Genomic DNA, 24,401 nt, shown 5'->3' with positions numbered 1-24,401 from the left:
AGTTACGTGCTAGACGTCAACTTCTTCGATGAACTCCGCATCGGTCTGGCGACCGCGGACGACATCCGCAACTGGTCCTACGGCGAGGTCAAGAAGCCGGAGACCATCAACTACCGCACGCTCAAGCCGGAAAAGGACGGCCTGTTCTGCGAGAAGATCTTCGGACCGACTCGCGACTGGGAGTGCTACTGCGGCAAGTACAAGCGCGTGCGCTTCAAGGGCATCATCTGTGAGCGCTGCGGCGTCGAGGTGACCCGTGCCAAGGTGCGCCGTGAGCGGATGGGCCACATCGAGCTGGCCGCACCCGTCACCCACATCTGGTACTTCAAGGGCGTCCCGTCGCGCCTGGGCTACCTGCTGGACCTGGCCCCGAAGGATCTGGAAAAGATCATCTACTTCGCGGCCTACGTGATCGTCGCCGTCGACACCGAGATGCGGCACAACGAGCTGTCCACGCTCGAAGCCGAGATGGTCGTCGAGAAGAAGGCCGTCGAGGATCAGCGCGACGCCGACCTGGAGGCCCGGGCCCAGAAGCTCGAAGCCGACATGGCCGAGCTGGAGAAGGAAGGCGCCAAGAGCGACGTGCGCCGCAAGGTGCGCGACGGTGGCGAGCGCGAGATGCGCCAGCTGCGCGACCGGGCCCAGCGTGAGCTGGACCGGCTCGACGAGATCTGGACCACCTTCACCAAGCTGGCCGTCAAGCAGCTCATCGTCGACGAGGTGCTCTACCGCGAGCTCGTCGACCGCTACGGCGAGTACTTCACCGGTGCCATGGGTGCCGAGTCGATCAAGAAGCTCATCGAGACCTTCGACATCGACGCCGAGGCCGAGTCGCTGCGCGACACCATCAAGAACGGCAAGGGCCAGAAGAAGCTGCGTGCGCTGAAGCGACTGAAGGTCGTCGCCGCGTTCCAGCAGTCCGGCAACTCGCCGATGGGCATGGTGCTCGACGCCGTTCCGGTGATCCCGCCGGAGCTGCGCCCGATGGTTCAGCTCGACGGTGGCCGCTTCGCCACCTCCGACCTGAACGACCTGTACCGCCGCGTCATCAACCGCAACAACCGGCTCAAGCGACTGATCGATCTGGGTGCGCCCGAGATCATCGTCAACAACGAGAAGCGCATGCTTCAGGAGTCGGTGGACGCGCTGTTCGACAACGGCCGCCGTGGCCGGCCCGTCACCGGGCCGGGCAACCGTCCGCTCAAGTCGCTGTCCGATCTGCTCAAGGGCAAGCAGGGCCGCTTCCGGCAGAACCTGCTGGGTAAGCGCGTCGACTACTCGGGCCGTTCGGTCATCGTGGTCGGCCCGCAGCTCAAGCTGCACCAGTGCGGTCTGCCCAAGCTGATGGCCCTGGAGCTGTTCAAGCCGTTCGTGATGAAGCGTCTGGTCGACCTGAACCACGCGCAGAACATCAAGAGCGCCAAGCGCATGGTCGAGCGTCAGCGTCCGCAGGTGTGGGACGTCCTCGAAGAGGTCATCGGCGAGCATCCGGTGCTGCTGAACCGCGCACCCACGCTGCACCGTCTGGGTATCCAGGCCTTCGAGCCGCAGCTGGTCGAGGGCAAGGCCATCCAGCTGCACCCGCTGGTGTGTGAGGCCTTCAACGCCGACTTCGACGGTGACCAGATGGCCGTGCACCTTCCGCTGAGCGCGGAGGCGCAGGCCGAGGCCCGCATCCTGATGCTGTCGTCCAACAACATCCTGTCTCCCGCGTCGGGCCGCCCGCTGGCCATGCCGCGTCTGGACATGGTGACCGGCCTGTTCTACCTGACCACCGAGATCGACGGTGACAAGGGCGAATACACCGCGGCCGGCACCGACACCCCGGAGACCGGTGTGTACAGCAGCCCGGCCGAGGCCATCATGGCCATGGACCGCGGTGCGCTGAGTGTGCGCGCCAAGATCAAGGTGCGGCTGACCAACCTGCGTCCGCCGGCCGATATCGAGGCCGAGCTGTTCCCGGAGGGCTGGAAGGCCGGGGACGCCTGGACCGCGTCGACCACGCTGGGCCGGGTCATGTTCAACGAGCTGCTGCCGAAGGGCTACCCCTTCGTCAACGCGCAGATGTTCAAGAAGGCGCAGGCGTCGATCATCAACGATCTCGCCGAGCGGTACCCGATGATCGTCGTCGCGCAGACCGTGGACAAGCTCAAGGACGCCGGCTTCTACTGGGCCACCCGCTCGGGTGTCACCGTGTCGATGGCCGACGTGCTGGTGCCGCCGCAGAAGCAGGAGATCCTGGAGCGCTACGAGGGCGAAGCCGACGCGATCGAGAAGCAGTACCAGCGCGGCAAGCTCAACCACGACGAGCGCAACGGCGAGCTGGTGAAGATCTGGCAGCAGGCCACCGAAGAGGTGGGTAAGGCGCTGGAGGAGTACTACCCGGCGGACAACCCGATCATCACGATCGTGAAGTCCGGCGCCACGGGCAACATCACCCAGACCCGCACGCTCGCGGGCATGAAGGGTCTGGTGACCAACCCGAAGGGTGAGTACATCCCGCGTCCGATCAAGTCCTCGTTCCGTGAGGGCCTGACCGTGCTGGAGTACTTCATCAACACCCACGGTGCCCGTAAGGGTCTGGCCGACACCGCGCTGCGTACCGCCGACTCGGGTTACCTGACCCGTCGTCTGGTGGACGTCTCGCAGGACGTCATCGTGCGCGAGACCGATTGCCAGACCGAGCGCGGTATCAACGTCACCCTCGCCGAGAAGCAGGACGACGGCACGCTGGTCCGCGATCAGCACATCGAGACGTCGGCGTACGCCCGCACGTTGGCCACCGACGCGGTGGACGCGAACGGCAACGTCGTCATCGAGCGTGGACATGACCTGGGCGACCCGGCCATCGACGCGCTGCTGGCCGCCGGCATCACCGAGGTGAAGGTCCGCTCCGTGCTGACCTGCACCACCGGCACCGGCGTCTGCGCCATGTGCTACGGCCGCTCGATGGCCACCGGCAAGCTCGTCGACATCGGCGAGGCCGTCGGTATCGTCGCCGCGCAGTCGATCGGTGAGCCCGGCACGCAGCTGACCATGCGTACCTTCCACCAGGGTGGTGTCACCGGTGGCGCCGACATCGTCGGTGGTCTGCCGCGTGTGCAGGAGCTGTTCGAGGCCCGCGTTCCGCGGAACAAGGCCCCGATCGCCGATGTCACCGGCCGGGTGCAGCTGGAGGAGACCGACAAGTTCTACAAGATCACCATCGTCCCGGACGATGGTGGCGAGGAAGTCGTCTACGACAAGCTGACCCGTCGCCAGCGCCTGAAGGTGTTCAAGCACGACGACGGCTCCGAGCGTCTGCTGTCTGACGGTGACCACGTCGAGGTCGGCCAGCAGCTCATGGAAGGTGCTGCCGATCCGCACGAGGTGCTGCGTGTGCAGGGTCCGCGCGAGGTGCAGATCCACCTGGTCAAGGAGGTCCAGGAGGTCTATCGGGCGCAGGGCGTGTCGATCCACGACAAGCACATCGAGGTCATCGTCCGGCAGATGCTGCGTCGCGTCACGATCATCGATTCGGGCTCGACGGAGTTCCTGCCCGGCTCGCTGACCGAGCGTGCCGAGTTCGAGTCGGAGAACCGTCGCGTCGTGGCCGAGGGCGGCGAGCCCGCGGCCGGACGTCCGGTGCTGATGGGTATCACCAAGGCGTCGCTGGCCACGGATTCGTGGCTGTCGGCGGCGTCGTTCCAGGAGACCACGCGTGTGCTGACCGATGCGGCGATCAACTGCCGCAGCGATAAGCTGCAGGGTCTGAAGGAGAACGTGATCATCGGTAAGTTGATCCCGGCCGGTACCGGTATCAACCGCTACCGCAACATCCAGGTGAACCCGACCGAGGAAGCCCGCGCTGCGGCGTACACGATCCCGTCCTACGAGGATCAGTACTACAGCCCGGACTTCGGTCAGAGCACCGGTGCCGCGGTGCCGCTGGACGATTACGGATACAGCGACTACCGGTAACCAGTCACGGAGAAGCCCCCAGGTTCGCCCTGGGGGCTTCTTCGTGCTTATCGCCCAAACGAACAAACGGGCGGGAAAGTGCGAGTGGATCTCGCCGATTCGTCAATCTCGGGGTCAGCCGAGCAGGTCGTTACGGCCGGACACGGCCATCAACAGTTCGATTGCGGTGCCGCGGATCTCGCGGCCGTCACCGATGGTGAAGTCGATATCGGTGGCGCGCAGACGCGTGCCGGCGACCAGCTCCTTGGCCCCGCCGAACCTCGTCGACGTGCGGACCTGCTGGCTGATCGACCTGGCCAGGGCTTCGGGCGGGTAGACGCGGGTGATGCCGAGAACGCGCCGGATGTCCTCACCGTGCACCACCTCCTCGACGATGCGGGTGTCCAGCGGTGCGATCGGGGTCGTGGTCCGACCGGCGGCCCGGCGGAGTCTGTCCAGGGTGTCTTCAGTGCAGGCGGCCTTTGCGCGGGCGATACCGCGCTCGTTCTGCCGGTCGAAGTCGAAGCCGGCGCGCACCATGTCGACGGCGAATCCGGTGCGCGTCGACTCGGCGACGTCGATCAGGTGGGCGACTACGTCGTGCACCGTCCACCCGTCGCACAGCGATGCGGTGTTCCACTGTTCGGGCCGCAGCGTCTGGAGGTCGGCGATGAGTGCCTGCCGCTCGGCGTGGACCAACGGCCATACGGTGTTCATGCCGGATAGACCGGCAGCGGTCTGCAATGTCATCGCCTGCGTAGTTTCAGCCTGGTGGGGCGGCGGCCGACCAGGCTGACACCACGTACGGATTCGCACCCGCGTGGCCTACCGGAATGCAGTGTGGTGCGCACCTCCGACACCAGACTGAAACCACGCAGCTCCATTAGGCTTTGCGCGATGTGGACCGACGCGGGCTGGTTCGTCCTCGGCCTGGCGGCACTGGTCCTCGGGGCCGAGGTGATGGTCCGCGGTGGCGCCGAGGTCGCCGCCCGGCTGGGCATCAGCCCGATCGTCATCGGCCTGACCGTCGTCTCGATCGGCACGAGTCTGCCGGAACTTGCCGTCGGCGTGGTCGCGGCCCAGGAGGGCAGCGGCGCGCTGGCCGTCGGCAACATCACCGGCACCAACGTCGTCAACCTGTTGCTCATCCTCGGTCTCAGCGCGCTGATCGTGCCGCTGGCGATGGCAACCCGGACGCTGCGCTTCGAACTTCCGGTGATGGCCGGCGCGGCCGTGCTGATGCTGGTGCTGACGCTCGACGGCACGCTGTCCCGTACCGATGGCGTGATCCTGGTGGCCTGCGCCGTCGTCTACACCGTCGCAGTGATCCGGATGACGCGACGCGAATCGCGTGCGGTGGTGGGGGAGTACGCGCAGGCCTACGAACCCGAGCCCGCCGGACCGCGGCCGACGCCGCTGTACGTGGCGTTGATGCTCGGCGGTATCGCCGTCGTGGTGATCGGCGCCGATTGGCTGGTCGACGGGGCCGTCGGCATGGCCCGCGGGTTCGGGGTCTCGGATGCCCTGATCGGGCTGACGGTGGTCGCCATCGGCACCTCGGCTCCGGAGTTGGTGACGACGGTGGTGTCCACCCTGCGCGGGGACCGCGATATCGCCATCGGCAACCTGCTGGGCAGCAGCATCTACAACGTCCTGCTGATCCTCGGCGTGACGAGCGTGGTGGCCGCCGGCGGCCTGACGGTACCGGCCGGCCTGGTACGCATCGACATCCCGGTCATGGTGGCGGTCGCGCTCGCCTGCGTGCCCATCTTCCTCACCGGGCGACGGGTCAGCCGCATCGAGGGTGGGGCGATGGTCGCGGTGTACGTCGGCTATCTGGTGTTCGCGCTCGTCACCCAGAGCTGAGCTGTCAGCCCACGCGCCTAGACTGGCCGCGTGCTCATCGGATCGCATGTGAACCCCGACGACCCGCTGGCCGCGGCCGCCGCGGAGAACGCGGATGTGGTGCAGTTCTTTCTCGGCAACCCGCAGAGCTGGAAGAAGCCCAAACCCCGCGAGGACGCCGACACCCTCAAAGCGGCGAGCGTCCCGCTCTATGTGCACGCCCCATACCTGATCAACGTGGCCTCGGCGAACAACCGGGTGCGCATCCCGTCGCGCAAGATTCTGCAGGACACCTGCGACGCCGCCGCCGAGATCAACGCCACCGCCGTCATCGTGCACGGCGGGCACGCCGACGACAACGACATGGAGGCCGGGTTCGAGCGCTGGGCCAAGGCCCTGGACTACCTGGAGACCGATGTGCCGGTCTACTTGGAGAACACCGCGGGCGGTGACCATGCGATGGCGCGTCACTTCGACACCATCGGTCGGCTGTGGGAACGCATCGGCGACAAGGGGATCGGCTTCTGCCTGGACACCTGCCACGCGTGGGCGGCCGGCGAGGCGCTGATCGACGCGGTGGACCGCATCAAGGCCATCACCGGGCGCATCGACCTGGTGCACTGCAACGACTCCCGCGACGCGGCCGGCTCCGGCGCCGACCGGCACGCCAACTTCGGCACCGGCCAGATCGACCCCGATCTGCTGGTCGCTGTCGTCAAGGCCGCCGATGCTCCGGTGATCTGCGAGACCTCCGAGGACGGCCGCAAGGACGACATCGCGTTCCTGCGCGACAACATCTGACACCACACCGCAACCTTGGGCAAACGACGGGTGGCCGGCGGGTGAACTAGGCTGCCGTATCGTGGCCACGATTGACGAGGAACAGTCGATCGTCGTTGCCACCCGGACCGCCGCCCCGGACCGGCGAGCCCAGCGCCTGCGTTATCTGCGCTACGCCGCCATCGCCGTCTGGGCCGCCGTCATCATCTATCGCACGGTCACCGACGGGTTCGCGTTCAACCGCGAGCTGCTGCTGGTCTACATCAGCACCGGGCTCATGGCGGCCAGCATCGGTCAGGGCCGTCGGATGCTCTACGTCATCCGCGACTGGTTGCCGTTCGCGTTGCTGCTCATCGCCTACGACCTGAGCCGCGGCGCGGCCGACCTGGTCGGCAGACCCACCCTGTGGCATTGGCAGGCCGACGCCGACCGCTGGCTGTTCGCCGGGACCATGCCGACGGTGTGGCTGCAGGAACGGCTGAAACTGCCCGAGCCGCCGCTGTGGGAGGTGGTGATCAGCTCGGTCTACATGTCGTTCTTCATCCTCCCGTACGTCATCGCCGGTGTGCTGTGGCTGCGCAACCGCGAGGAGTGGAAGAGCTTCGTCAAACTGTTCGTCGGGCTGAACTTCGTCGGTCTGGTGATCTACGCGTTGGTGCCGGCCGCCCCGCCGTGGGCCGCGGCCCGCTGCACCGCGGCCGATGTCGCCGACGGACCATCGGGACCGGCGTGCATGTTCCGCTCGGCGCGCGGCGTGCCCGACGGTGGGGTGCTCGGGGCCATGCAGACCAGCATCGAGGGTGCCAACGACTGGATCGAGCGGATCGTCGGGCGCGGTTGGCGGGCGTTGGATCTGCACACCGCGACCGCCTTGCTGGATCAGGGGCAGGCCAGCGTCAACCTGGTCGCGGCCATTCCGTCCCTGCATGCCGGCATGTCCGCCGCGCTGGCGGTGTTCCTGTGGAACCGGCTCAACCGCGGGTGGCGTCCGGCTCTGGTGGCCTATCCGCTGGTGATGGCGTTCACCCTGGTCTACACCGCCGAGCACTATGTCGTCGACATCCTGCTCGGCTGGGCGCTGGCGGCGGTGGTGCTCTACGGCCTGCGGGTGCACGAGGCGCGCCGCAGTGCCGCCTGAACCGGGACCGCGTCAGGTCAGATAGATCTTGCGCAGCGTCTCGGTGACGGTCCAGGTGGTCTGCGCACCCGCGGCGAGCCGCCCGACATCGCCGGCCCGCAGCTCCAGAGTGGGCGTGCCATCGGCAAATTCGACGGTGGCCGCGCCGAACAGCACCACGAATACCTCATCGGCCTCGGTATCGGTCATGGTGCCGACCGACATTTCCCACACCCCGATCTCCAGCCCACCCAGTTCGGTCAGCGTGGCAGCCGCGGTGCTCGGATCCCCGGCGATGGACTGCTCGGCCGGAACCGGTTCGTGGTCGAGGGCCAGGTCGGTGGCGCGGATGACGGTATTGGGTTGCACCGCACGAGTATGCACCGTGTTACACATCTTGTGCGGTTGTCGAGATAATGTAACAGTGGGTGCATGGCCACACATGTCGTCACCAACCAGGTCCCGCCGCTGCGCGACCACAATCCCGCGTCCTCCCCGGTGCTGATGGAAGCGTTGGTCCGCGAGGGCGGCGGCTGGGGCGTCGATGAGGTCACCGAACTCGGCGCGCTCAGCGGCTCGGACCGGGCGCAGCGCTGGGGCGAACTCGCCGACCGGCACCGTCCCGAACTGCACACCCACGACCGCTACGGGCACCGCGTCGACGAGGTGGAGTACGACCCGGCCTACCACGAGCTGATGACCGTGGCGGTCGGCCACGGCCTGCACGCGGCACCGTGGGTCGACGACCGTCCCGGCTCGCACGTGGTGCGCGCGGCCAAGACCTCGGTGTGGACGCCCGAACCCGGCCACATCTGTCCCATCTCGATGACCTACGCCGTGGTGCCGGCCCTGCGGTTCAACCCGGAACTCGCGGCGGTCTACGAGCCGCTGCTGGCCAGCCGCGCCTATGACCCCGAGCTCAAGGTGCCCGCCACCAAAGCCGGTATCACCGCGGGCATGTCGATGACCGAGAAGCAGGGCGGCTCCGATGTGCGGGCCGGCACCACCCAGGCGGTGCCCAACGCCGACGGTAGCTACACCCTGACCGGGCACAAGTGGTTCACCTCGGCGCCGATGAGTGATGTGTTCCTCGTCCTCGCCCAGACGTCGAATGGCGTCAGCTGCTTCTTCCTGCCGCGCGTGCTGCCCGACGGCAGCCGCAACCGGATGTTCCTGCAACGCCTCAAGGACAAGCTGGGCAATCACGCGAACGCCTCCAGTGAGGTCGAGTACGACGGCGCGACGGCCTGGTTGGTCGGCGAGGAGGGTCGCGGGGTCAAGACCATCATCGAGATGGTCAACCTGACCCGGCTGGACTGCACGCTGGGCAGCGCCACCAGCATGCGCGCCGGCCTGGCCCGCGCCGTCCACCATGCCCAGTACCGAAAGGCATTCGGCGCGTATCTGATCGATCAGCCACAGATGCGCAACGTGCTCGCCGACCTGGCGGTGGAGGCCGAGGCCGCCACCATGCTGGCCATGCGGATGGCCGGTGCCACCGACGCCGCGGCGCGTGGCGACGAACGGGAGGCGCTGCTGCGCCGCATCGGTCTGGCCGCCGCCAAGTACTGGGTGTGCAAGCGGGCCACCCCGCACGCCGCCGAGGCGATGGAATGCCTGGGCGGCAACGGGTACGTCGAGGATTCCGGGATGCCGCGGCTCTACCGTGAAGCGCCGCTGATGGGCATCTGGGAGGGCTCCGGCAACGTCAGCGCCCTGGACACGCTGCGCGCCATGGCCACCCGGCCCGAGTGCGTCGACGTGCTGTTCGAGGAGCTGGCGCTGGCCTCGGAGCCGCGGCTGAACGCGCATGTGGCGCAGTTGAAGACGTCGCTGGGCGATATCGCCGACATCCAGTACCGGGCCCGCAAGATCACCGAGGACATCGCGCTGGCACTGCAGGGCGCGCTGCTGGTGCGCCACGGCCACCCCGCCGTCGCCGAGGCCTTCCTGGCCAGCCGACTCGGCGGGCTGTGGGGTGGCGCGTTCGGGACCCTGCCGACCGGCCTGGACCTGGCGCCGATCATCGAGCGCAATCTGGTGAAAGGGTGACGGCTTCCCCGGGCGAGCAGACACAAACCTGCCTCAAAACGCCCTCCAAAGGTCAGTTTTACGTCTGTTCGCGGGGATGAAGATGAAGACGATGACCTATGAGGTGACCGACCGCATCGCGCGGATCACCTTCAACCGGCCCGATAAGGGCAACGCCATCATCGCCGACACGCCCGTCGAGTTGGCCGCCTGCGTCGAGCGCGCCGACCTCGATCCGAACGTGCACGTGATCCTGGTTTCCGGTGCCGGAGAAGGTTTCTGCGCCGGGTTCGATCTCGGCGCCTACGCCGACGGATCCTCATCGGCCGGCTCGGATCGGCGCGGCACCGTGCTCGACGGCCGCACCCAGGCCAGCAATCACCGGCCCGACCAGCCGTGGGACCCGATGATCGACTACCAGATGATGAGCCGGTTCGTCCGTGGCTTCGCCAGCCTGATGCACTGCGACAAGCCGACGGTGGTCAAGATCCACGGCTACTGCGTGGCAGGCGGCACCGATATCGCGCTGCACGCCGACCAGGTGATCGCCGCCGCGGATGCCAAGATCGGCTATCCGCCGATGCGGGTGTGGGGTGTGCCGGCCGCCGGGCTGTGGGCGCACCGACTCGGTGATCAGCGCGCGAAAAGGCTGCTGTTCACCGGTGATTGCATCACCGGCGCACAGGCCGCCGAATGGGGTTTGGCCGTGGAAGCGCCCGAACCGCAGGATCTCGACGAGCGCACCGAACGTCTGGTCGCGCGCATCGCGGCCATGCCGGTCAACCAGCTCATCATGGCCAAACTGGCCTGCAACACCGCGCTGTTGCAGCAGGGCGTGGCGACCAGTCGCATGGTCAGCACCGTCTTCGACGGTATCGCGCGGCACACCCCGGAAGGCCACGCGTTCGTCGCCGACGCCGTCGAGCACGGCTTCCGCGAGGCGGTCCGGCACCGCGACGAGCCGCGCGGCGACCACGGCCGACGCGCGTCCGGGGTGTAGCGGTGCGGCTGACTGCGCGCTCGGTGGTGCTCAGCGTGCTGCTGGGAGCGCACCCGGCCTGGGCGTCGGCCTCTGAATTAATCACGCTGACAGCCGATTTCGGTATCCGTGAGTCGACGCTGCGGGTGGCGCTGACCCGGATGGTCAGTGCCGGGGACCTGGTGCGTTCGGCCGACGGGTACCGGCTCTCGGACCGGCTGCTGGCCCGGCAGCGTCGTCAGGACGCCGCGATCGAACCGCAGGAACACCGCTGGGACGGTTCGTGGGTGACCTTGCTGATCACCAGCGTCGGCGCCGACGCCCGCACCCGAGCCGACCTGCGGAACACCTTGCTGCAGAACCGGTTCGGCGAACTTCGCGACGGGGTGTGGCTACGGCCGGACAATCTGGACGTGGCGCTGGCCGATGAGGTGCTGTCCCGGATGCGGGTACTGCACAGCCGCGACGCCGATCCCGCCGGGCTGGCGGCGCAGCTGTGGGACCTGCCGGTCTGGGCACGCGACGGGGAACGGCTGCTGGGCGAAATGACCGAGGCCGCCGATGTTCCCGCGCGGTTCGTGGTGGCCGCGGCGATCGTGCGGCATCTGCTGACCGATCCGGTGCTACCCGCCGAGTTGCTTCCCCGGCGCTGGCCGGGGGAGTCGCTGCGTGCGGCCTATCGAGAATTCGCCGCTGAACTGGTGGCGCGGCGCGACGAGCATGTGGAGGCGATATGAATGGTGTCCGAGTAGAACGCAACGGCCCCGTCACCACGGTGATCATGGACCGGCCGCAGGCACGCAATGCCGTCGACGGGCCGACCGCTGAGGCGCTGTACGCGGCCTTCGACGAGTTCGACAAGGACGACGGTGCCGCGGTCGCGGTGCTCTACGGCGACAACGGAACCTTTTGCGCGGGGGCCGATCTCAAGGCGATGAGCAATCAGGTGCGCCCCGACGGGCCGGGTCCGATGGGCCCGACGCGGATGGTGCTGTCCAAGCCGGTGATCGCCGCGGTCAGCGGATATGCCGTCGCCGGCGGGCTGGAGTTGGCGGTGTGGTGCGACATGCGGGTGGTCGAGGAGGACGCCGTGTTCGGGGTGTTCTGCCGCCGCTGGGGTGTGCCCCTGATCGACGGCGGCACGGTGCGGTTGCCGCGCCTGATCGGGCACAGCCGGGCGATGGACCTGATCCTGACCGGGCGCGCGGTCGATGCGCAGGAGGCGCTGCACATCGGGCTGGCCAACCGGGTGGTGCCGACCGGCCGGTCGCGCGCGGCCGCCGAGGAATTGGCCGCCCAGTTGGCCGCGTCACCGCAGGGGTGCCTGCGTGCCGACCGGATGTCGGCGCTGCGTCAGTGGGGCGAAACCGAAGACGCAGCAATCGCCTTCGAATTCGGAAGCCTGCAGAAGTCGTCGGCCGAACTGGCGGCCGGCGCGAAGCGATTCGCCGACGGAGCCGGCAGGCACGGCGCGCAGGCCTGAACGACCGACGTCAGCCCTTGCTGATCCGGTTCCCGCTGCCGAGGTCCTCGACCTTCGGGTCACCGCCCTTGTAGACCACGGTGTTGTCCAGGCCGACGACGCTGATCTCGGTCTCGACGTTGTCCAGGGTGATCTTGTTGTCCGCGCCGCCGACGTTCACGCTCGAGCACGAACCCGTGACCGTCAGCGTGTTGTTCGAGCCGCCGATGTTGAGTGCCTTGCCCTGCGCGCAGTCGATATCGGCGGTGGTGCCGACCGAGCCGTAGTTGATGGTGTTGCCGATCTGGACCTGTGCGCCCGATGTTCCCGCGGTCACGGTCGGGGCGTCACCGTCGCCGCCGGCGCCGCAGCCGGCCAGGCCGAGTGCGAGCAGTGCCGCGGCGGCTGTTCCGACGATCTGAGTGCGCATGCTTCCTCGCTTCGTTGGCTGGACGTTCCAGGTTAGGTGAGCGGCACGTTGATGATGGGTCGCGGCTCACCGGCCCCCGGCCCGTCGAAATGCCACCATTCGCCGTCGTACACCGACAGCCCGCCGGCGGCCATCGCCTCGCGCAGCACGGCGCGGTTGCGTTGGGCGGCCGGACTGACGCCCTCGGTGGCATAGGCGAGTGCATCGGCGGTGAACGAGTCGAAATCGGTGCCCATGTCCGTCATCCCTGTCGCGCCGTAGGTGGTGACATCGACCGACCGGCCCGACTCGTGGCTCTTGGAGTAGTCGCCCGGGCGGGCCACCCATGCCGGATTCGACACCACCTCGAACATCCGGACCTGCACGTCATGGGGTCGGTAGCAGTCCCAGAACACCAGTCGCAGGCCCTGGGCGCGTAGCCGGGCCGCGGCCACCGCCAGGCCCTCGGCCAGCGATTGATGGACCAGGCAGCGGGCGCCGGGCGGGTACAGCGGCACGCCCACGAAGTTGTCGGCGGTGGCGTAGCGCAGATCGATCAGCGCATCGGGCACCGCGGCGTGCACGTCGATGAAGCCGACCGCCCGGGCCGCCGCCGACACCGGAGCGATTACCGGTTCACCGCCGGCCCCGGGAGTCATTGCGACACCGCTCATTCCGCAGACAAGCGCGATCAGGGTGACTAGCCGGCGCACAGGTCAGGCGGGGGCCCAGTTGATCCGGTTGGTCATGCCCAGTTCCCGGCCGCGGTCGATCAGGGCCGGGGCGCCGTTGTGATAGATCACCGTCTGGTCGTAGCCGTAGACGGTGATGTCGTTGATGACGTTGTCGGCGATGACGATGTTCGACGAGCCCTGCAGTGTCACCGCCCAGCACGTGCCCTTGGCGTTGATGGTGTTGCCGGTGCCGTTGACCAGCAGCGTGGCGTTGTTGCAGTCGATGGTCTGCACGATGCCCTGACCGGTGACGTGGGTGTCACCGTTCTTGGCCTGCGCGGGAGCGGTTCCGGCCAGCAGCATGGCTGCGGCGAGGGCACCCGCCGTCGCGGACCGGCTGAGGACACTGAGGCTCGCCATGGGTCAACAGCGTACGGTGCCGGGCCCGTCCGGTCGGCGAAACCCGCGTACCCGGGGTTGCCACGGCCGCGATGACCCCGGGTACGGGGGTTTCGCCGCAGCCGTTCCGGTCGCCTGCGCCGCCGGTCGTCGGTAGCGTGGACGTCCATGCTCGGGCGCGCGGTGATGTCGACGATCGCCGCGGTGGCGGTTGCCGGCTGCGCGCACCAGGTCGCGGGCACCGCGCAACCGGCCCGCACCGTCACCGCCGCCGATGACCGCAGCTACGGCTACGTCGACAACCGGTGCGGGTTGCTGACCGACGGTTCCGTGCAGGACGTGCTCGACGCCGACGAGGTGGTGCGCCCCTACAGCGGCGCGGTGTGTCAGTACGTGCTCTCCCGTGACGACGCGACGGTGGACGTGACCTTCGCCTGGTTCGACACCGGGACCCTGGACCGCGAGCGGGCGGTGGCCGTCGAGCGGGGCGCGCGGGTGCGCGACACCGTCGTCGAACGCCGCCCCGCCTTCGTGGCCGAGCGCGAGACCACCGGTGCGGGCTGCGCGGCGGCCGCCGCGGCCGGCGGCGGCGTGCTGAGCTGGTGGGTGCAGGTGCGCGGCGAGGTCGATACCGACCCGTGCCCGGACGCCGAGAAGTTGTTGGCCGCGACGCTGCGATCGGACATGTGACATGCGTGCCACTGCGATGATCGCCGCGCTGTCCGCTGTCTGCGCACTGGCCGGCTGCGCTGCCGAAACCACCCGGGAACCGTCGGCGCCGGCCGCCACCGGAGCCGGGTTCGCCGGTGCGGACTGCAACGGCATCACCGGCGCCGACATCACCGCCGCCGTCGGGTCGACGAACTTCGCCGCGGCGGTCATCAACGACGTCGGCTGCTTCTGGCAGGAAAACTCCGTGATCGGCACGTTCGGCGCCGGGATGGGCATCTCGACGTGGTGGTACCGCGGTAGTGAACTCGATGTCGAGCGCGCGCTGGAGCAACAGGCCGGCCGCACGATCACCGAGCTGTCGGTGAACGGCAACCAGGGTTTCAAGGCCTATGACGCCAACGCCTGCAGCATCTATGTGGCCAAGGGCGACGACGTGATCACCTGGTCCATCCAGACGATGAACCCGGCCTCGTTGCCCCCACTGTGCTCGATCACCGATCAGCTGGCGGAGCTGAGTCAGGACCGGGTGAACTAGAGTCCTTCGTTAACCCTCGCGACAGACGCAGTGGGCAGACCGGAGGGGGAGCGCATGGCAGCGCGGGCGACCAAACTCAGCCGCGACGCCATCGTGAACGCCGCACTGGCCTTCCTGGACCGCGAGGGCTGGGACGCGCTCACCATCAATGCGCTGGCAACCCAGCTCGGCACCAAGGGCCCGTCGCTGTACAACCACGTGCAGAGCCTGGAAGACCTGCGCCGAACAGTGCGGATGCGCGTCATCCAGGACATCATCGGGATGCTGAGGGCGGTCGGGGAGGGCCGCACCCGCGACGACGCGGTGGTCACCATGGCCAGCGCCTACCGCAGCTACGCCCACCACCATCCGGGCCGATACTCGGCCTTCACCCGGATGCCGCTGGGCGGCGACGATCCCGAATACACCGCCGCCGCACGCGAGGCGGCCGGCCCGGTGCTGGCCGCGTTGGCGTCCTACGGACTGGCCGGTGATAACGCGTTCTATGCGGCCCTGGAATTCTGGTCGGCGTTGCACGGTTTCGTCTTGTTGGAGATGACGGGCGTCATGGACGACGTCGACACCGATGCGGTGTTCACCGATATGGTGCTGCGCCTGGCGGCGGGCATGGAACGCCGGTAGCTCGCTTTCGGCCCTCTGGTAGGCGTACCGTCTGACCTGCGGGAAGTCCGTCACGGACGGGTTTGGTTCGGCGCGGCCACCCCTGGTATTGTGGAGCCTCGTGCCTGGCTGTCAGGGGCACATGCGACCGCTCCGCGGACCGTATCCCTGCAGGTCGGGCGAATTCGTGTGTCTTCGTATGTTCCAGATGCATCGAGCGGAAGCTACGGTGCTCGGCGCGTGCGACACGCCCGAACGCGGGGGACGCGAGCGGGTCAAAACTGCAGTACAGAGACTTAGAAGTTCGACGAAGTAGCAACACAGAAAGCCGGTACATGCCAACCATCAACCAGCTGGTCCGCAAGGGTCGCCGCGACAAGATCGCCAAGGTGAAGACCGCGGCCCTCAAGGGCAGCCCGCAGCGTCGCGGCGTGTGCACCCGCGTGTACACCACCACCCCGAAGAAGCCGAACTCGGCACTTCGCAAGGTCGCGCGTGTCCGCCTGACCAGCGCGGTCGAGGTGACGGCCTACATCCCCGGTGAGGGCCACAACCTGCAGGAGCACTCGATGGTGCTGGTCCGCGGCGGTCGTGTGAAGGACCTCCCCGGTGTGCGCTACAAGATCATCCGCGGCTCGCTGGACACCCAGGGTGTCAAGAACCGCAAGCAAGCACGTAGCCGTTACGGCGCCAAGAAGGAGAAGAGCTGATGCCGCGCAAGGGTCCCGCGCCGAAGCGCCCGTTGGTCAACGATCCGGTCTACGGGTCGCAGCTGGTCACCCAGCTGGTCAACAAGGTGCTGCTGGACGGTAAGAAGTCGCTCGCCGAGCGCATCGTCTACGGCGCCCTGGAGCAGGCACGCGACAAGACCGGCACCGATCCGGTCGTCACCCTCAAGCGTGCGCTGGACAACGTCAAGCCCGCCCTCGAGGTGCGCAGCCGCCGCGTCGGTGGCGCCACCTACCAGGTGCCGGTCGAGGTCCGTCCGGATCGCTCGACCACGCTGGCGCTGCGCTGGCTGGTGAGCTTCTCCAAGGCTCGCCGCGAGAAGACCATGGTCGAGCGTCTGGCCAACGAGATCCTGGACGCCAGCAATGGTCTCGGTGCCGCGGTCAAGCGCCGCGAGGACACGCACAAGATGGCCGAGGCGAACCGGGCCTTCGCGCACTACCGCTGGTGACACCGGGCCCGTGCAAAGTTGCACGGGCCACCACCACAAATAATCGAGCAAGCGAAAGAGTGGGAATCTAGCCGTGGCACAGGACGTGCTTACCGACCTGACCAAGGTCCGCAACATCGGCATCATGGCGCACATCGACGCCGGCAAGACCACGACGACCGAGCGCATCCTCTTCTACACCGGTATCAGCTACAAGATCGGTGAGGTGCACGACGGCGCCGCCACGATGGACTGGATGGAGCAGGAGCAGGAGCGGGGTATCACCATCACCTCGGCCGCCACCACCTGCTTCTGGAACGACAACCAGATCAACATCATCGACACCCCCGGCCACGTCGACTTCACCGTCGAGGTGGAGCGCTCGCTGCGCGTGCTCGACGGTGCCGTGGCCGTCTTCGACGGCAAGGAAGGTGTCGAGCCGCAGTCCGAGCAGGTCTGGCGTCAGGCCGACAAGTACGACGTCCCGCGCATCTGCTTCGTCAACAAGATGGACAAGCTCGGCGCCGACTTCTACTTCTCGGTGCAGACCATGAAGGACCGCCTCGGCGCGAACGTCATCCCGATCCAGCTGCCGATCGGTGCCGAGAGCGACTTCGAGGGCGTCGTCGACCTGGTCGAGATGAAGGCCAAGGTGTGGAGCGGTGAGACCAAGCTCGGCGAGAAGTACGAGACCGTCGACATCCCGGCCGATCTGCAGGAGAAGGCCGAGGAATACCGCACCGCGATGATCGAGGCCGTCGCCGAGACCGACGACGAGCTCATGGAGAAGTACCTGGGCGGCGAAGAGCTGACGATCGAGGAGATCAAGGGTGGCCTGCGCAAGCTGACCATCACCAGCGAGGCCTACCCGGTGCTGTGCGGTTCGGCGTTCAAGAACAAGGGCGTGCAGCCCATGCTCGACGCCGTCATCGACTACCTGCCCAACCCGCTGGACGTTCCCGCGGCCGAAGGTCATGTCCCCGGTAACGAGGACGAGACCATCTCGCGCAAGCCGTCGACCGACGAGCCGTTCTCGGGCCTGGCCTTCAAGGTCGCTACGCACCCGTTCTTCGGCAAGCTGACCTATGTGCGCGTCTACTCGGGCACGGTGGAATCCGGCAGCCAGGTCATCAACTCGACCAAGGGCAAGAAGGAGCGTCTGGGCAAGCTGTTCCAGATGCACTCCAACAAGGAGAACCCCGTCGAGCGGGCGTCCGCCGGTCACATCTACGCGGTCATCGGCCTGAAGGACACCACCACCGGTGACACCCTCAGCGATCCGAACAACCAGATCGTGCTGGAGTCGATGACGTTCCCGGATCCGGTCATCGAGGTCGCCATCGAGCCCAAGACCAAGAGCGACCAGGAGAAGCTGGGCACGGCCATCCAGAAGCTGGCCGAGGAAGACCCCACCTTCAAGGTGCACCTGGACCAGGACACCGGCCAGACCGTCATCGGCGGTATGGGCGAGCTGCACCTGGACATCCTGGTCGACCGCATGCGTCGCGAGTTCAAGGTCGAGGCCAACGTCGGCAAGCCGCAGGTGGCCTACCGCGAGACGATCAAGCGCGGCGTGCAGAACGTCGAGTTCACCCACAAGAAGCAGACGGGTGGCTCGGGCCAGTTCGCCAAGGTCATCATCAACCTCGAACCGTTCGTCGGCGAGGACGGTGCGACCTACGAGTTCGAGAACAAGGTCACCGGTGGCCGCATCCCGCGCGAGTACATCCCGTCGGTGGATGCCGGTGCGCAGGACGCCATGCAGTACGGCGTGCTCGCCGGCTACCCGCTGGTGAACGTGAAGGTCACGCTGCTCGACGGTCAGTACCATGACGTCGACTCGTCGGAAATGGCCTTCAAGGTGGCCGGTTCCCAGGCCCTGAAGAAGGCTGCCGGTCAGGCGCAGCCGGTCATCCTGGAACCGATCATGGCCGTCGAGGTCACCACGCCCGAGGATTACATGGGCGACGTGATCGGCGACCTGAACTCCCGCCGTGGTCAGATCCAGGCCATGGAGGAGCGCAGCGGTGCGCGCGTCGTCAAGGCGCAGGTGCCGCTGTCGGAGATGTTCGGCTACGTCGGCGACCTCCGGTCGAAGACCCAGGGCCGGGCAAACTACTCCATGGTGTTCGACTCGTACGCTGAAGTTCCGGCGAACGTGTCGAAGGAGATCATCGCGAAGGCCACGGGCGAATAACCCATCCTTCGCGGACCACACAACTGAAAACCATCAACACTGCTTTGTAAGAGCACCAACAAGTCCAGGAGGACACAGAAGTGGCGAAGGCGAAGTTCGAGCGGACGAAGCCGCACGTCAACATCGGGACCATCGGTCACGTTGACCACGGCAAGACGACGCTGACTGCAGCAATCACCAAGGTTCTGCACGACCAGTACCCCGATTTGAACGAGTCGCGCGCATTCGACCAGATCGACAATGCGCCCGAGGAGCGTCAGCGCGGTATCACCATCAACATCTCCCACGTGGAGTACCAGACCGAGAAGCGTCACTACGCACACGTCGACGCCCCCGGTCACGCTGACTACATCAAGAACATGATCACCGGTGCCGCTCAGATGGACGGCGCCATCCTCGTGGTCGCCGCCACCGACGGCCCGATGCCGCAGACCCGCGAGCACGTGCTGCTGGCCCGTCAGGTCGGTGTGCCCTACATCCTGGTCGCGCTGAACAAGTCCGACATGGTCGACGACGAAGAGCTGCTCGAGCTCGTCGAGATGGAGGTCCGCGAACTGCTGGCCGCCCAGGACTTCGACGAGGAGGCCCCGGTCGTCCGCGTCTCGGCGCTCAAGGCGCTCGAGGGCGACGAGAAGTGGGTCAAGTCGGTCCAGGAGCTGATGGCCGCTGTCGACGAGTCGATCCCGGATCCGGTCCGCGAGACCGAGAAGCCGTTCCTGATGCCCGTCGAGGACGTCTTCACCATCACCGGTCGTGGCACCGTGGTGACCGGTCGCGTCGAGCGTGGCGTGATCAACGTCAACGAGGAAGTCGAGATCGTCGGCATCCGTCCGGAGACCACCAAGACCACCGTCACCGGTGTCGAGATGTTCCGCAAGCTGCTGGATCAGGGCCAGGCCGGTGACAACGTCGGTCTGCTGGTTCGTGGCATCAAGCGCGAGGACGTCGAGCGTGGCCAGGTCGTCGTGAAGCCCGGCACCACCACCCCGCACACCGAGTTCGAGGGCAGCGTCTACATCCTGTCCAAGGACGAGGGTGGCCGCCACACGCCGTTCTTCAACAACTACCGTCCCCAGTTCTACTTCCGTACCACGGACGTGACCGGCGTGGTGACCCTCGCCGAGGGCACCGAGATGGTGATGCCCGGTGACAACACCGACATCTCCGTCAAGCTGATCCAGCCGGTCGCCATGGACGAGGGCCTGCGGTTCGCCATCCGTGAGGGTGGACGCACCGTCGGCGCCGGCCGTGTCACCAAGATCATCAAGTAGTTTCAGCTAGATCAGAGCGGCGCTCACCCGAAAGGGTGGGCGCCGCTTTGCGTTTGCCCGTCTCTTTTCGCCCAATCGAACAAACGGGCGCCAAAGTGCGAGTGGATCCCGACCAAACGTCAATCTCGGCGGGGTAGGGCGGGCGGGACAGCCGCCGCGCCTACAGGTCCTCGATGCTCAGAATCCCGTCCTGCACGGCGCGGGCGATCAGCGCCGCCTTGGTCGGCGCGGGCCGGCCGACGGCCGCGTACTTGGCCCGGGCGCGCTGCAGATGCGTTCGCACCGTGGAGGGTTCGATGAACAGCCGCTTGGCGACGAACTCCTTGTTCTCGGTCTGGAACCACGCGATCAACACCTCGCGCTCGCGGGTGCTCAGCCCGGGACGGCCGACGGTGCGGTCGTTGAACAACGCCTTGGCCATCCGCGGCCCGACATACGGCGTGTTGGCCCGTGCGGCGTAGATCGCCTCGAACAGGTGCTGCTTGTCCTCACCCTTGGCCAGGAAGGTGGTGGCGCCGGCGTCGAGGCTGGACAGGATGACCTCGTCGGTGGACATGTGCGAGTAGACGATCACCCGGTGCCCGGCCTCGCAGACCTGCCGCAGCGTGTCGAACTCGGGCTGGAACCGGTCGTACTGCAGGTCGAACATCACCACTTCGATGTCCTTACCGCCCTCGGGATGCTCGGCCAGAAACGCCGACGGGTGCGGGTAATCGGCGACGAGTTCGATCGGCGGATCCTGATCGGCAAACCATGCGCGCACGCCGGCGTGGATCACGTCGTGATCGTCAATCAACGCCACCGACACGGCGTCCGTCATGTTCCCCGCCCCGCGACTGACCGTCTTCATCATGTGTTTCACCCGAAGTTGAGAGAACCCTGCGCTGGTAGACCCTCGATTCGGTAATCAAGGACTGTACTACCCGGCCTGAGGTCCTGTAGCCCAAGTTGCAACCATGGCTAACATAATTGTCGCCACAGCAGATTTTAGGCGATATCGGCGCAATCGTCGGCGGATATCTCCGAGCCCGCCACGCGGTGGTGCACGCTCACCCAGACGGTGTCGCCGATCTCGGTGACCTCGATTCGGGGGGTCTCCTCGTCGCCGGCGCGCGGCTCGACTCCGGCGCCGCCGTCATCGCAGATGATGCTGATGACCAGTTCGCCGGGGACGACGCTGATGCCGATGCGGGCGTTGTCGCGGGCCATGGCCAGCGTCGCCTCGATGGGTTCGAGCAGTTGCCTGCGGGTATCGGGGCACAGCCGGGGCAGGTTGTTGTCGGCGTTCAGCGAGACCACGACGCCGCGCAGGTCGGCGTCCTCGATGGCCGGGCGCAGCTCGGCGACCAGCGGATGGCCGAAGGTGCGTGCCTGGAAGATGTAGAGCCGCAACCGCCGGGACTCGATGCGCGCCCGCCAGCGGATGTCGGCGTCGATGGTGCCGGTGCTCAACGTCTGCAGCAGCGGGAACACGCCCCGGATCAGCCGCGCGGTGCGGCGCACATAATCGTCGTGCAGGGCATCGCTGATGCGGCGCTGGGCATCCTTGGCCCAGCGCTCCCGGATCTCCTCGGCGGCGGTGGCGTTGGCCTCGCGCAGCAGCACCGGGAACGCCAGGACGAACATCTGCACCACCGTGACACCGGCGGTGGAGAGCGCCAAGTTGTAGGCCGTGGCCATCGTCGGGTACTGGACGAAATTCATCACCGACATGCCCAGCCAGAATCCGACGATGATGCTCGCTGCCACCGGCAACGACACCCGCAGCAGGTAGGGCAGGATGCACAGCGTGGTGGCCAGCAGTGGCCATTGCGACGGGCCGCCGTGCATATCGTCGGGCAGCAGCTGGGACTGCAGAAACACCACCGCAGCCATCAGGATCAGCGCGGGCACGGTGAAATCGGGTCCACGGCCCAGGATCCGTGGGATGCCGGCCAGCGCCACCAACGCGGCCAGTCCGCCCAGACCGAACTGTGCGGCGGGGTGGTCGGTGTTCGCCGCTGCGTAGGGGACCGCGACCGTCAACTGCAGCAGGGCGAACACGACGATGCCGATACCGAACCGGAACAGGATGCGCTCGGTCAGCTGGTCGACGTCGTCGGCGGTCGGGCCGTCCGGAGCGGTGCGGCGCAACTGCTGCCAGTGGACGGTGACGACGGTGCCCTTACCGGGTGTGGACCGCACCGTCGCGGTGCCCTTCGCGCGCCGCATCCGGCCCATGATGGATTCGGCCACCCCGTGCCCCAGGGTGGTGCGCACCGGGTCGAAACCGACGCCGTCGTCGGTGACAGTGACCGCCTTCGGTGAGATGTCGATGATGATCGAGGTGGCCCGGGCGTGGCGTTCGGCGTTGTTGAGTGCCTCGCGTACCACCGCGACGACGGCGTTGGCGGTGGCGCCTTCGAGGACCAGTCTGCTCAGGCCGGTCAGCCGCACCGGGGTGGTGACGTGCTGGATCTCGACCCGGATGGCGGCGACGATGTCGCCGGCCTCGTCGGGGGCGGTGCCGGTGCGCTCGCCGGAGAGCAGCGCCAGATCCCGACGTGCTTGGGCCGCAATACGTTCCGGCGATATGTCGGCGCCCTCGCCGACGAGGTGCAGGGTGGATGCCGCCGTGTCGTGCACCAGTGCCATGTGTTCGAGTTCGTGGTCGCGGACGGCGGCGGCGATCGCGTCGCGTAGTTCGGCGTCGTGATTGTCCGCGCGTGCCTGGTCGACGCGGCGGGCTACCAGCCGGGCGGTGGCCAGCAGGGCCGTCGTGATCACCCACTCGATGACCAGCATGTAGTAGAGCATCGGCAGGCCGGCCACCTGATCCCAGCCGACGACCTGCGCGCAGCCGGCCGCATAGGCCGCGGTGATGGCGATCGCCGCGGGCAGGCTGAGCTGCGGCGGCTGGGCGATGGCGACGGCGATCACCGCCGCGCCGGCGATGACCTGTGAGACGGAGTTGGTGTACAGCAGGTGTGGATCGGTGCCGAAGATCGGCACGGCGGACGCGACGGCCAGGACGTAGCCGAAATCCAAGAGCTGGAACAGCACTGCCCGGGAACGGGTCATCAGACGGAAGATGGCCCAGCCGACCAGCAGCGTGAGCGCCACCAACCCGAAGTCGGTTTCCGGCGTGTTCGGCAGCAACAGCGCGCTGCCCGCGGCGACCAGGGTGACGCTGTTGAGCAGGATGACCGAGATCTCCTGCGCACGGCTGATGACCTGCTGCTCGGAGACGTGAACCGCCGGGTTGTGGCCGCTCCTGAGCACAGGCATTTTCTTACCAAACGTCCATGACGAAGTCAGCCACTTGGCGGACATCGCCAGATCTTATGAGGATTCGCAGACCGTGTCCGGCTGCCCTCCGGGGACACCGGAATGCGGTTAATCTGTGCCCACCCGAGATGAGGAGCGTTACCGATGTTGTGGCGTTACGTCAAGGCGCAGGCCTGGGTTCTGTTGTGCGGCGGCCTGGTGGGTCCCATCTTCCTGGCCGTCTACTTCGCCACCGGCCAGAGCGATCTGATGAAGTGGATGTTCTGGGCGGGCCTGGTGATCACCGCGGTCGACGTGCTCGCTGCGCTGGCGCTGGCGGCCTATGGGGCCAACGCGCAAGCCAACAGTGCGGCACTGGAGGCCGGCGGCGTGCTGGCGCTGGCCCAGATCACGGGGTTGCACGAGACGAACACCCGGATCAACGACCGGCCGTTGGTCAAGCTCAATCTGCACATCTCGGGACCCGGCATCGCGCCGTTCGCGGCCGATGACCAGGTGATCGCCCGGGTGGACCGGTTGGCCATGCTCAATGCCCGCCGGCTCGTGGTGCTGGTCGATCCGACCACCAACAAATTCCAGATCGACTGGAACCGGTCGAGTTTGATCAACGGCCTCACGCCCGCCACGTTCTCGATCGCCGAGGACAACCAGACCTACGACCTGACCGGCCAGGTGGAACCGTTGCTGGAGATCCTGCAGATCCTCAAGGCCAACGGGATCGGCATGAACAACATGATCGACCTGCGCAACAACCCCGCCGCGCGGGCCCAGGTGCAGGCCGTCGTGCGGCGGGCCGCCGCTCAGCGTGCGACGCCGGCGGCACCGGCTCCCGTCGTGGAGGCGCCCGCGCCGGCGCCGACCGTCAGCACCGCTCAGCGGTTGCAGGAGCTCGAGACGCTGCGGGCCACCGGTGCCATCTCCGAGCAGGAATACACCGCCAAACGACAACAGATCATCGCCGAGCTGTGACGGCCGGAGCTCCTGCGATTACTAGAACACGTTCCAGTTAGGCTGCTAGCCTGACCCGGGGTTGTGGGATTTTGTGGGGTTCGAGAAAGGACCGGC

23 protein-coding genes are annotated in these 24,401 nt (G+C 67.2%); 16 read left to right on the top strand and 7 right to left on the bottom strand.

The window, feature by feature from the left end; translation table 11 throughout:
• Positions 1 to 6: 6 nt before the first annotated feature.
• Entirely contained in the window at positions 7 to 3,960 is a 3,954-nt protein-coding gene (locus ACWDUN_RS17850) for a DNA-directed RNA polymerase subunit beta' (RefSeq protein ID WP_449930907.1), read from the top strand.
• A 114-nt stretch (positions 3,961 to 4,074) separates the two neighbouring features.
• Here the strand turns inward: ACWDUN_RS17850 and ACWDUN_RS17845 are convergent, their stop codons facing one another.
• Positions 4,075 to 4,656: a maleylpyruvate isomerase family mycothiol-dependent enzyme gene (locus ACWDUN_RS17845; protein WP_449930905.1), complete on the bottom strand. Its 582-nt coding sequence runs from the start codon at positions 4,654 to 4,656 to the stop codon at positions 4,075 to 4,077.
• A gap of 180 nt (positions 4,657 to 4,836) precedes the next feature.
• Here ACWDUN_RS17845 and ACWDUN_RS17840 point away from each other — a divergent pair, with 180 nt between their 5' ends.
• The 3 genes from ACWDUN_RS17840 (at position 4,837) to ACWDUN_RS17830 (ending at position 7,702) form a co-directional block, all read left to right on the top strand.
• Positions 4,837 to 5,805, top strand: coding sequence for a calcium/sodium antiporter (locus ACWDUN_RS17840; protein WP_449930904.1), 969 nt, complete (start codon positions 4,837 to 4,839; stop codon positions 5,803 to 5,805).
• Between the two features lie 30 nt (positions 5,806 to 5,835).
• Positions 5,836 to 6,585, top strand: coding sequence for a deoxyribonuclease IV (locus tag ACWDUN_RS17835; protein ID WP_449930902.1), 750 nt, complete (start codon positions 5,836 to 5,838; stop codon positions 6,583 to 6,585).
• Positions 6,586 to 6,646: 61 nt separating this feature from the next.
• Positions 6,647 to 7,702: a phosphatase PAP2 family protein gene (locus tag ACWDUN_RS17830; RefSeq protein WP_449930900.1), complete on the top strand. Its 1,056-nt coding sequence runs from the start codon at positions 6,647 to 6,649 to the stop codon at positions 7,700 to 7,702.
• A gap of 12 nt (positions 7,703 to 7,714) precedes the next feature.
• On the opposite strand, the gene ACWDUN_RS17825 is transcribed toward ACWDUN_RS17830, so the two are convergent.
• Complete coding sequence (locus tag ACWDUN_RS17825) at positions 7,715 to 8,050, bottom strand: cupin domain-containing protein (protein WP_449930899.1); 336 nt, start codon at positions 8,048 to 8,050, stop codon at positions 7,715 to 7,717.
• Between the two features lie 63 nt (positions 8,051 to 8,113).
• On the opposite strand from ACWDUN_RS17825, the gene ACWDUN_RS17820 reads away from it, so the two are divergent.
• The 4 genes from ACWDUN_RS17820 (at position 8,114) to ACWDUN_RS17805 (ending at position 12,174) form a co-directional block, all read left to right on the top strand.
• Positions 8,114 to 9,733 (top strand): acyl-CoA dehydrogenase family protein, encoded by a 1,620-nt coding sequence (locus tag ACWDUN_RS17820; RefSeq protein WP_449930897.1) that lies wholly within the window; start codon positions 8,114 to 8,116, stop codon positions 9,731 to 9,733.
• A gap of 76 nt (positions 9,734 to 9,809) precedes the next feature.
• Positions 9,810 to 10,712: a crotonase/enoyl-CoA hydratase family protein gene (locus tag ACWDUN_RS17815; protein WP_449930895.1), complete on the top strand. Its 903-nt coding sequence runs from the start codon at positions 9,810 to 9,812 to the stop codon at positions 10,710 to 10,712.
• A gap of 2 nt (positions 10,713 to 10,714) precedes the next feature.
• Complete coding sequence (locus ACWDUN_RS17810) at positions 10,715 to 11,428, top strand: PaaX family transcriptional regulator C-terminal domain-containing protein (RefSeq protein ID WP_449930893.1); 714 nt, start codon at positions 10,715 to 10,717, stop codon at positions 11,426 to 11,428.
• The gene (locus tag ACWDUN_RS17805; protein ID WP_449930891.1) at positions 11,425 to 12,174 is read left to right on the top strand and encodes a crotonase/enoyl-CoA hydratase family protein; all 750 of its coding nucleotides are present in this window, start codon (positions 11,425 to 11,427) and stop codon (positions 12,172 to 12,174) included. Before ACWDUN_RS17810 ends, ACWDUN_RS17805 begins: the two co-directional genes overlap by 4 nt.
• Before the next feature lie 10 nt (positions 12,175 to 12,184).
• Here ACWDUN_RS17805 and ACWDUN_RS17800 read toward each other — a convergent pair whose 3' ends face one another.
• From ACWDUN_RS17800 to ACWDUN_RS17790, 3 genes are read right to left on the bottom strand one after another with little or no spacing between them, the layout of a single operon-like run.
• Positions 12,185 to 12,583, bottom strand: a complete 399-nt coding sequence (locus tag ACWDUN_RS17800) for a DUF3060 domain-containing protein (protein ID WP_449930889.1) — start codon at positions 12,581 to 12,583, stop codon at positions 12,185 to 12,187.
• A 32-nt stretch (positions 12,584 to 12,615) separates the two neighbouring features.
• Positions 12,616 to 13,221 carry a M15 family metallopeptidase gene (locus ACWDUN_RS17795; RefSeq protein WP_449930887.1) on the bottom strand — a complete coding sequence of 202 codons (606 nt, stop codon included), beginning with the start codon at positions 13,219 to 13,221 and terminating at the stop codon, positions 12,616 to 12,618.
• Positions 13,222 to 13,278: 57 nt separating this feature from the next.
• Positions 13,279 to 13,656, bottom strand: a complete 378-nt coding sequence (locus tag ACWDUN_RS17790) for a DUF3060 domain-containing protein (RefSeq protein ID WP_449930885.1) — start codon at positions 13,654 to 13,656, stop codon at positions 13,279 to 13,281.
• Between the two features lie 147 nt (positions 13,657 to 13,803).
• Here ACWDUN_RS17790 and ACWDUN_RS17785 point away from each other — a divergent pair, with 147 nt between their 5' ends.
• The 7 genes from ACWDUN_RS17785 (at position 13,804) to tuf (ending at position 20,069) form a co-directional block, all read left to right on the top strand.
• Complete coding sequence (locus ACWDUN_RS17785) at positions 13,804 to 14,325, top strand: DUF3558 domain-containing protein (protein ID WP_449930883.1); 522 nt, start codon at positions 13,804 to 13,806, stop codon at positions 14,323 to 14,325.
• A gap of 1 nt (position 14,326) precedes the next feature.
• Positions 14,327 to 14,842: a DUF3558 domain-containing protein gene (locus ACWDUN_RS17780; protein ID WP_449930881.1), complete on the top strand. Its 516-nt coding sequence runs from the start codon at positions 14,327 to 14,329 to the stop codon at positions 14,840 to 14,842.
• Between the two features lie 54 nt (positions 14,843 to 14,896).
• The gene (locus ACWDUN_RS17775; RefSeq protein WP_449930879.1) at positions 14,897 to 15,463 is read left to right on the top strand and encodes a TetR/AcrR family transcriptional regulator; all 567 of its coding nucleotides are present in this window, start codon (positions 14,897 to 14,899) and stop codon (positions 15,461 to 15,463) included.
• Positions 15,464 to 15,777: 314 nt separating this feature from the next.
• The gene (gene rpsL, locus ACWDUN_RS17770) at positions 15,778 to 16,152 is read left to right on the top strand and encodes a 30S ribosomal protein S12 (protein ID WP_003929602.1); all 375 of its coding nucleotides are present in this window, start codon (positions 15,778 to 15,780) and stop codon (positions 16,150 to 16,152) included.
• On the top strand, positions 16,152 to 16,622 hold the full coding sequence (gene rpsG, locus ACWDUN_RS17765; RefSeq protein WP_018601866.1) for a 30S ribosomal protein S7: 471 nt from the start codon (positions 16,152 to 16,154) through the stop codon (positions 16,620 to 16,622). Before rpsL ends, rpsG begins: the two co-directional genes overlap by 1 nt.
• Before the next feature lie 73 nt (positions 16,623 to 16,695).
• Complete coding sequence (gene fusA, locus ACWDUN_RS17760; protein WP_449930876.1) at positions 16,696 to 18,798, top strand: elongation factor G; 2,103 nt, start codon at positions 16,696 to 16,698, stop codon at positions 18,796 to 18,798.
• A gap of 80 nt (positions 18,799 to 18,878) precedes the next feature.
• A complete protein-coding gene (gene tuf / locus ACWDUN_RS17755; RefSeq protein ID WP_019514020.1) occupies positions 18,879 to 20,069 on the top strand; it encodes an elongation factor Tu in 1,191 nt (396 codons plus the stop codon).
• Positions 20,070 to 20,229: 160 nt separating this feature from the next.
• Here the strand turns inward: tuf and ACWDUN_RS17750 are convergent, their stop codons facing one another.
• Positions 20,230 to 20,889, bottom strand: a complete 660-nt coding sequence (locus tag ACWDUN_RS17750; protein WP_449930873.1) for a LuxR C-terminal-related transcriptional regulator — start codon at positions 20,887 to 20,889, stop codon at positions 20,230 to 20,232.
• A gap of 167 nt (positions 20,890 to 21,056) precedes the next feature.
• Complete coding sequence (locus tag ACWDUN_RS17745; RefSeq protein WP_449930871.1) at positions 21,057 to 23,336, bottom strand: sensor histidine kinase; 2,280 nt, start codon at positions 23,334 to 23,336, stop codon at positions 21,057 to 21,059.
• A gap of 144 nt (positions 23,337 to 23,480) precedes the next feature.
• Between ACWDUN_RS17745 and ACWDUN_RS17740 the strand changes: the two genes are divergently transcribed.
• Complete coding sequence (locus ACWDUN_RS17740; RefSeq protein WP_449930869.1) at positions 23,481 to 24,305, top strand: SHOCT domain-containing protein; 825 nt, start codon at positions 23,481 to 23,483, stop codon at positions 24,303 to 24,305.
• Positions 24,306 to 24,401 lie beyond the last annotated feature (96 nt).

This window comes from Mycobacterium sp. NPDC003323, assembly GCF_053589535.1.
Note: the sequence above shows the minus strand (reverse complement) of the source record. Positions and strands in the feature narration are given on the sequence as shown.

Bases quoted from the DNA above. Each gene is read 5' to 3' on its own strand.
- rpsG (WP_018601866.1), top strand. From the start codon at position 16,152: ATGCCGCGCAAGGGTCCCGCGCCGAAGCGCCCGTTGGTCAACGATCCG.
- rpsL (WP_003929602.1), top strand. From the start codon at position 15,778: ATGCCAACCATCAACCAGCTGGTCCGCAAGGGTCGCCGCGACAAGATC.
- ACWDUN_RS17775 (WP_449930879.1), top strand. From the start codon at position 14,897: ATGGCAGCGCGGGCGACCAAACTCAGCCGCGACGCCATCGTGAACGCC.
- ACWDUN_RS17840 (WP_449930904.1), top strand. From the start codon at position 4,837: ATGTGGACCGACGCGGGCTGGTTCGTCCTCGGCCTGGCGGCACTGGTC.
- ACWDUN_RS17790 (WP_449930885.1), bottom strand. From the start codon at position 13,656: ATGGCGAGCCTCAGTGTCCTCAGCCGGTCCGCGACGGCGGGTGCCCTC.
- ACWDUN_RS17820 (WP_449930897.1), top strand. From the start codon at position 8,114: ATGGCCACACATGTCGTCACCAACCAGGTCCCGCCGCTGCGCGACCAC.
- ACWDUN_RS17815 (WP_449930895.1), top strand. From the start codon at position 9,810: ATGAAGATGAAGACGATGACCTATGAGGTGACCGACCGCATCGCGCGG.
- ACWDUN_RS17785 (WP_449930883.1), top strand. From the start codon at position 13,804: ATGCTCGGGCGCGCGGTGATGTCGACGATCGCCGCGGTGGCGGTTGCC.
- ACWDUN_RS17800 (WP_449930889.1), bottom strand. From the start codon at position 12,583: ATGCGCACTCAGATCGTCGGAACAGCCGCCGCGGCACTGCTCGCACTC.
- ACWDUN_RS17845 (WP_449930905.1), bottom strand. From the start codon at position 4,656: ATGAACACCGTATGGCCGTTGGTCCACGCCGAGCGGCAGGCACTCATC.
- ACWDUN_RS17780 (WP_449930881.1), top strand. From the start codon at position 14,327: ATGCGTGCCACTGCGATGATCGCCGCGCTGTCCGCTGTCTGCGCACTG.
- ACWDUN_RS17795 (WP_449930887.1), bottom strand. From the start codon at position 13,221: ATGACTCCCGGGGCCGGCGGTGAACCGGTAATCGCTCCGGTGTCGGCG.
- ACWDUN_RS17740 (WP_449930869.1), top strand. From the start codon at position 23,481: ATGTTGTGGCGTTACGTCAAGGCGCAGGCCTGGGTTCTGTTGTGCGGC.
- ACWDUN_RS17805 (WP_449930891.1), top strand. From the start codon at position 11,425: ATGAATGGTGTCCGAGTAGAACGCAACGGCCCCGTCACCACGGTGATC.
- ACWDUN_RS17745 (WP_449930871.1), bottom strand. From the start codon at position 23,336: ATGCCTGTGCTCAGGAGCGGCCACAACCCGGCGGTTCACGTCTCCGAG.
- ACWDUN_RS17750 (WP_449930873.1), bottom strand. From the start codon at position 20,889: ATGACGGACGCCGTGTCGGTGGCGTTGATTGACGATCACGACGTGATC.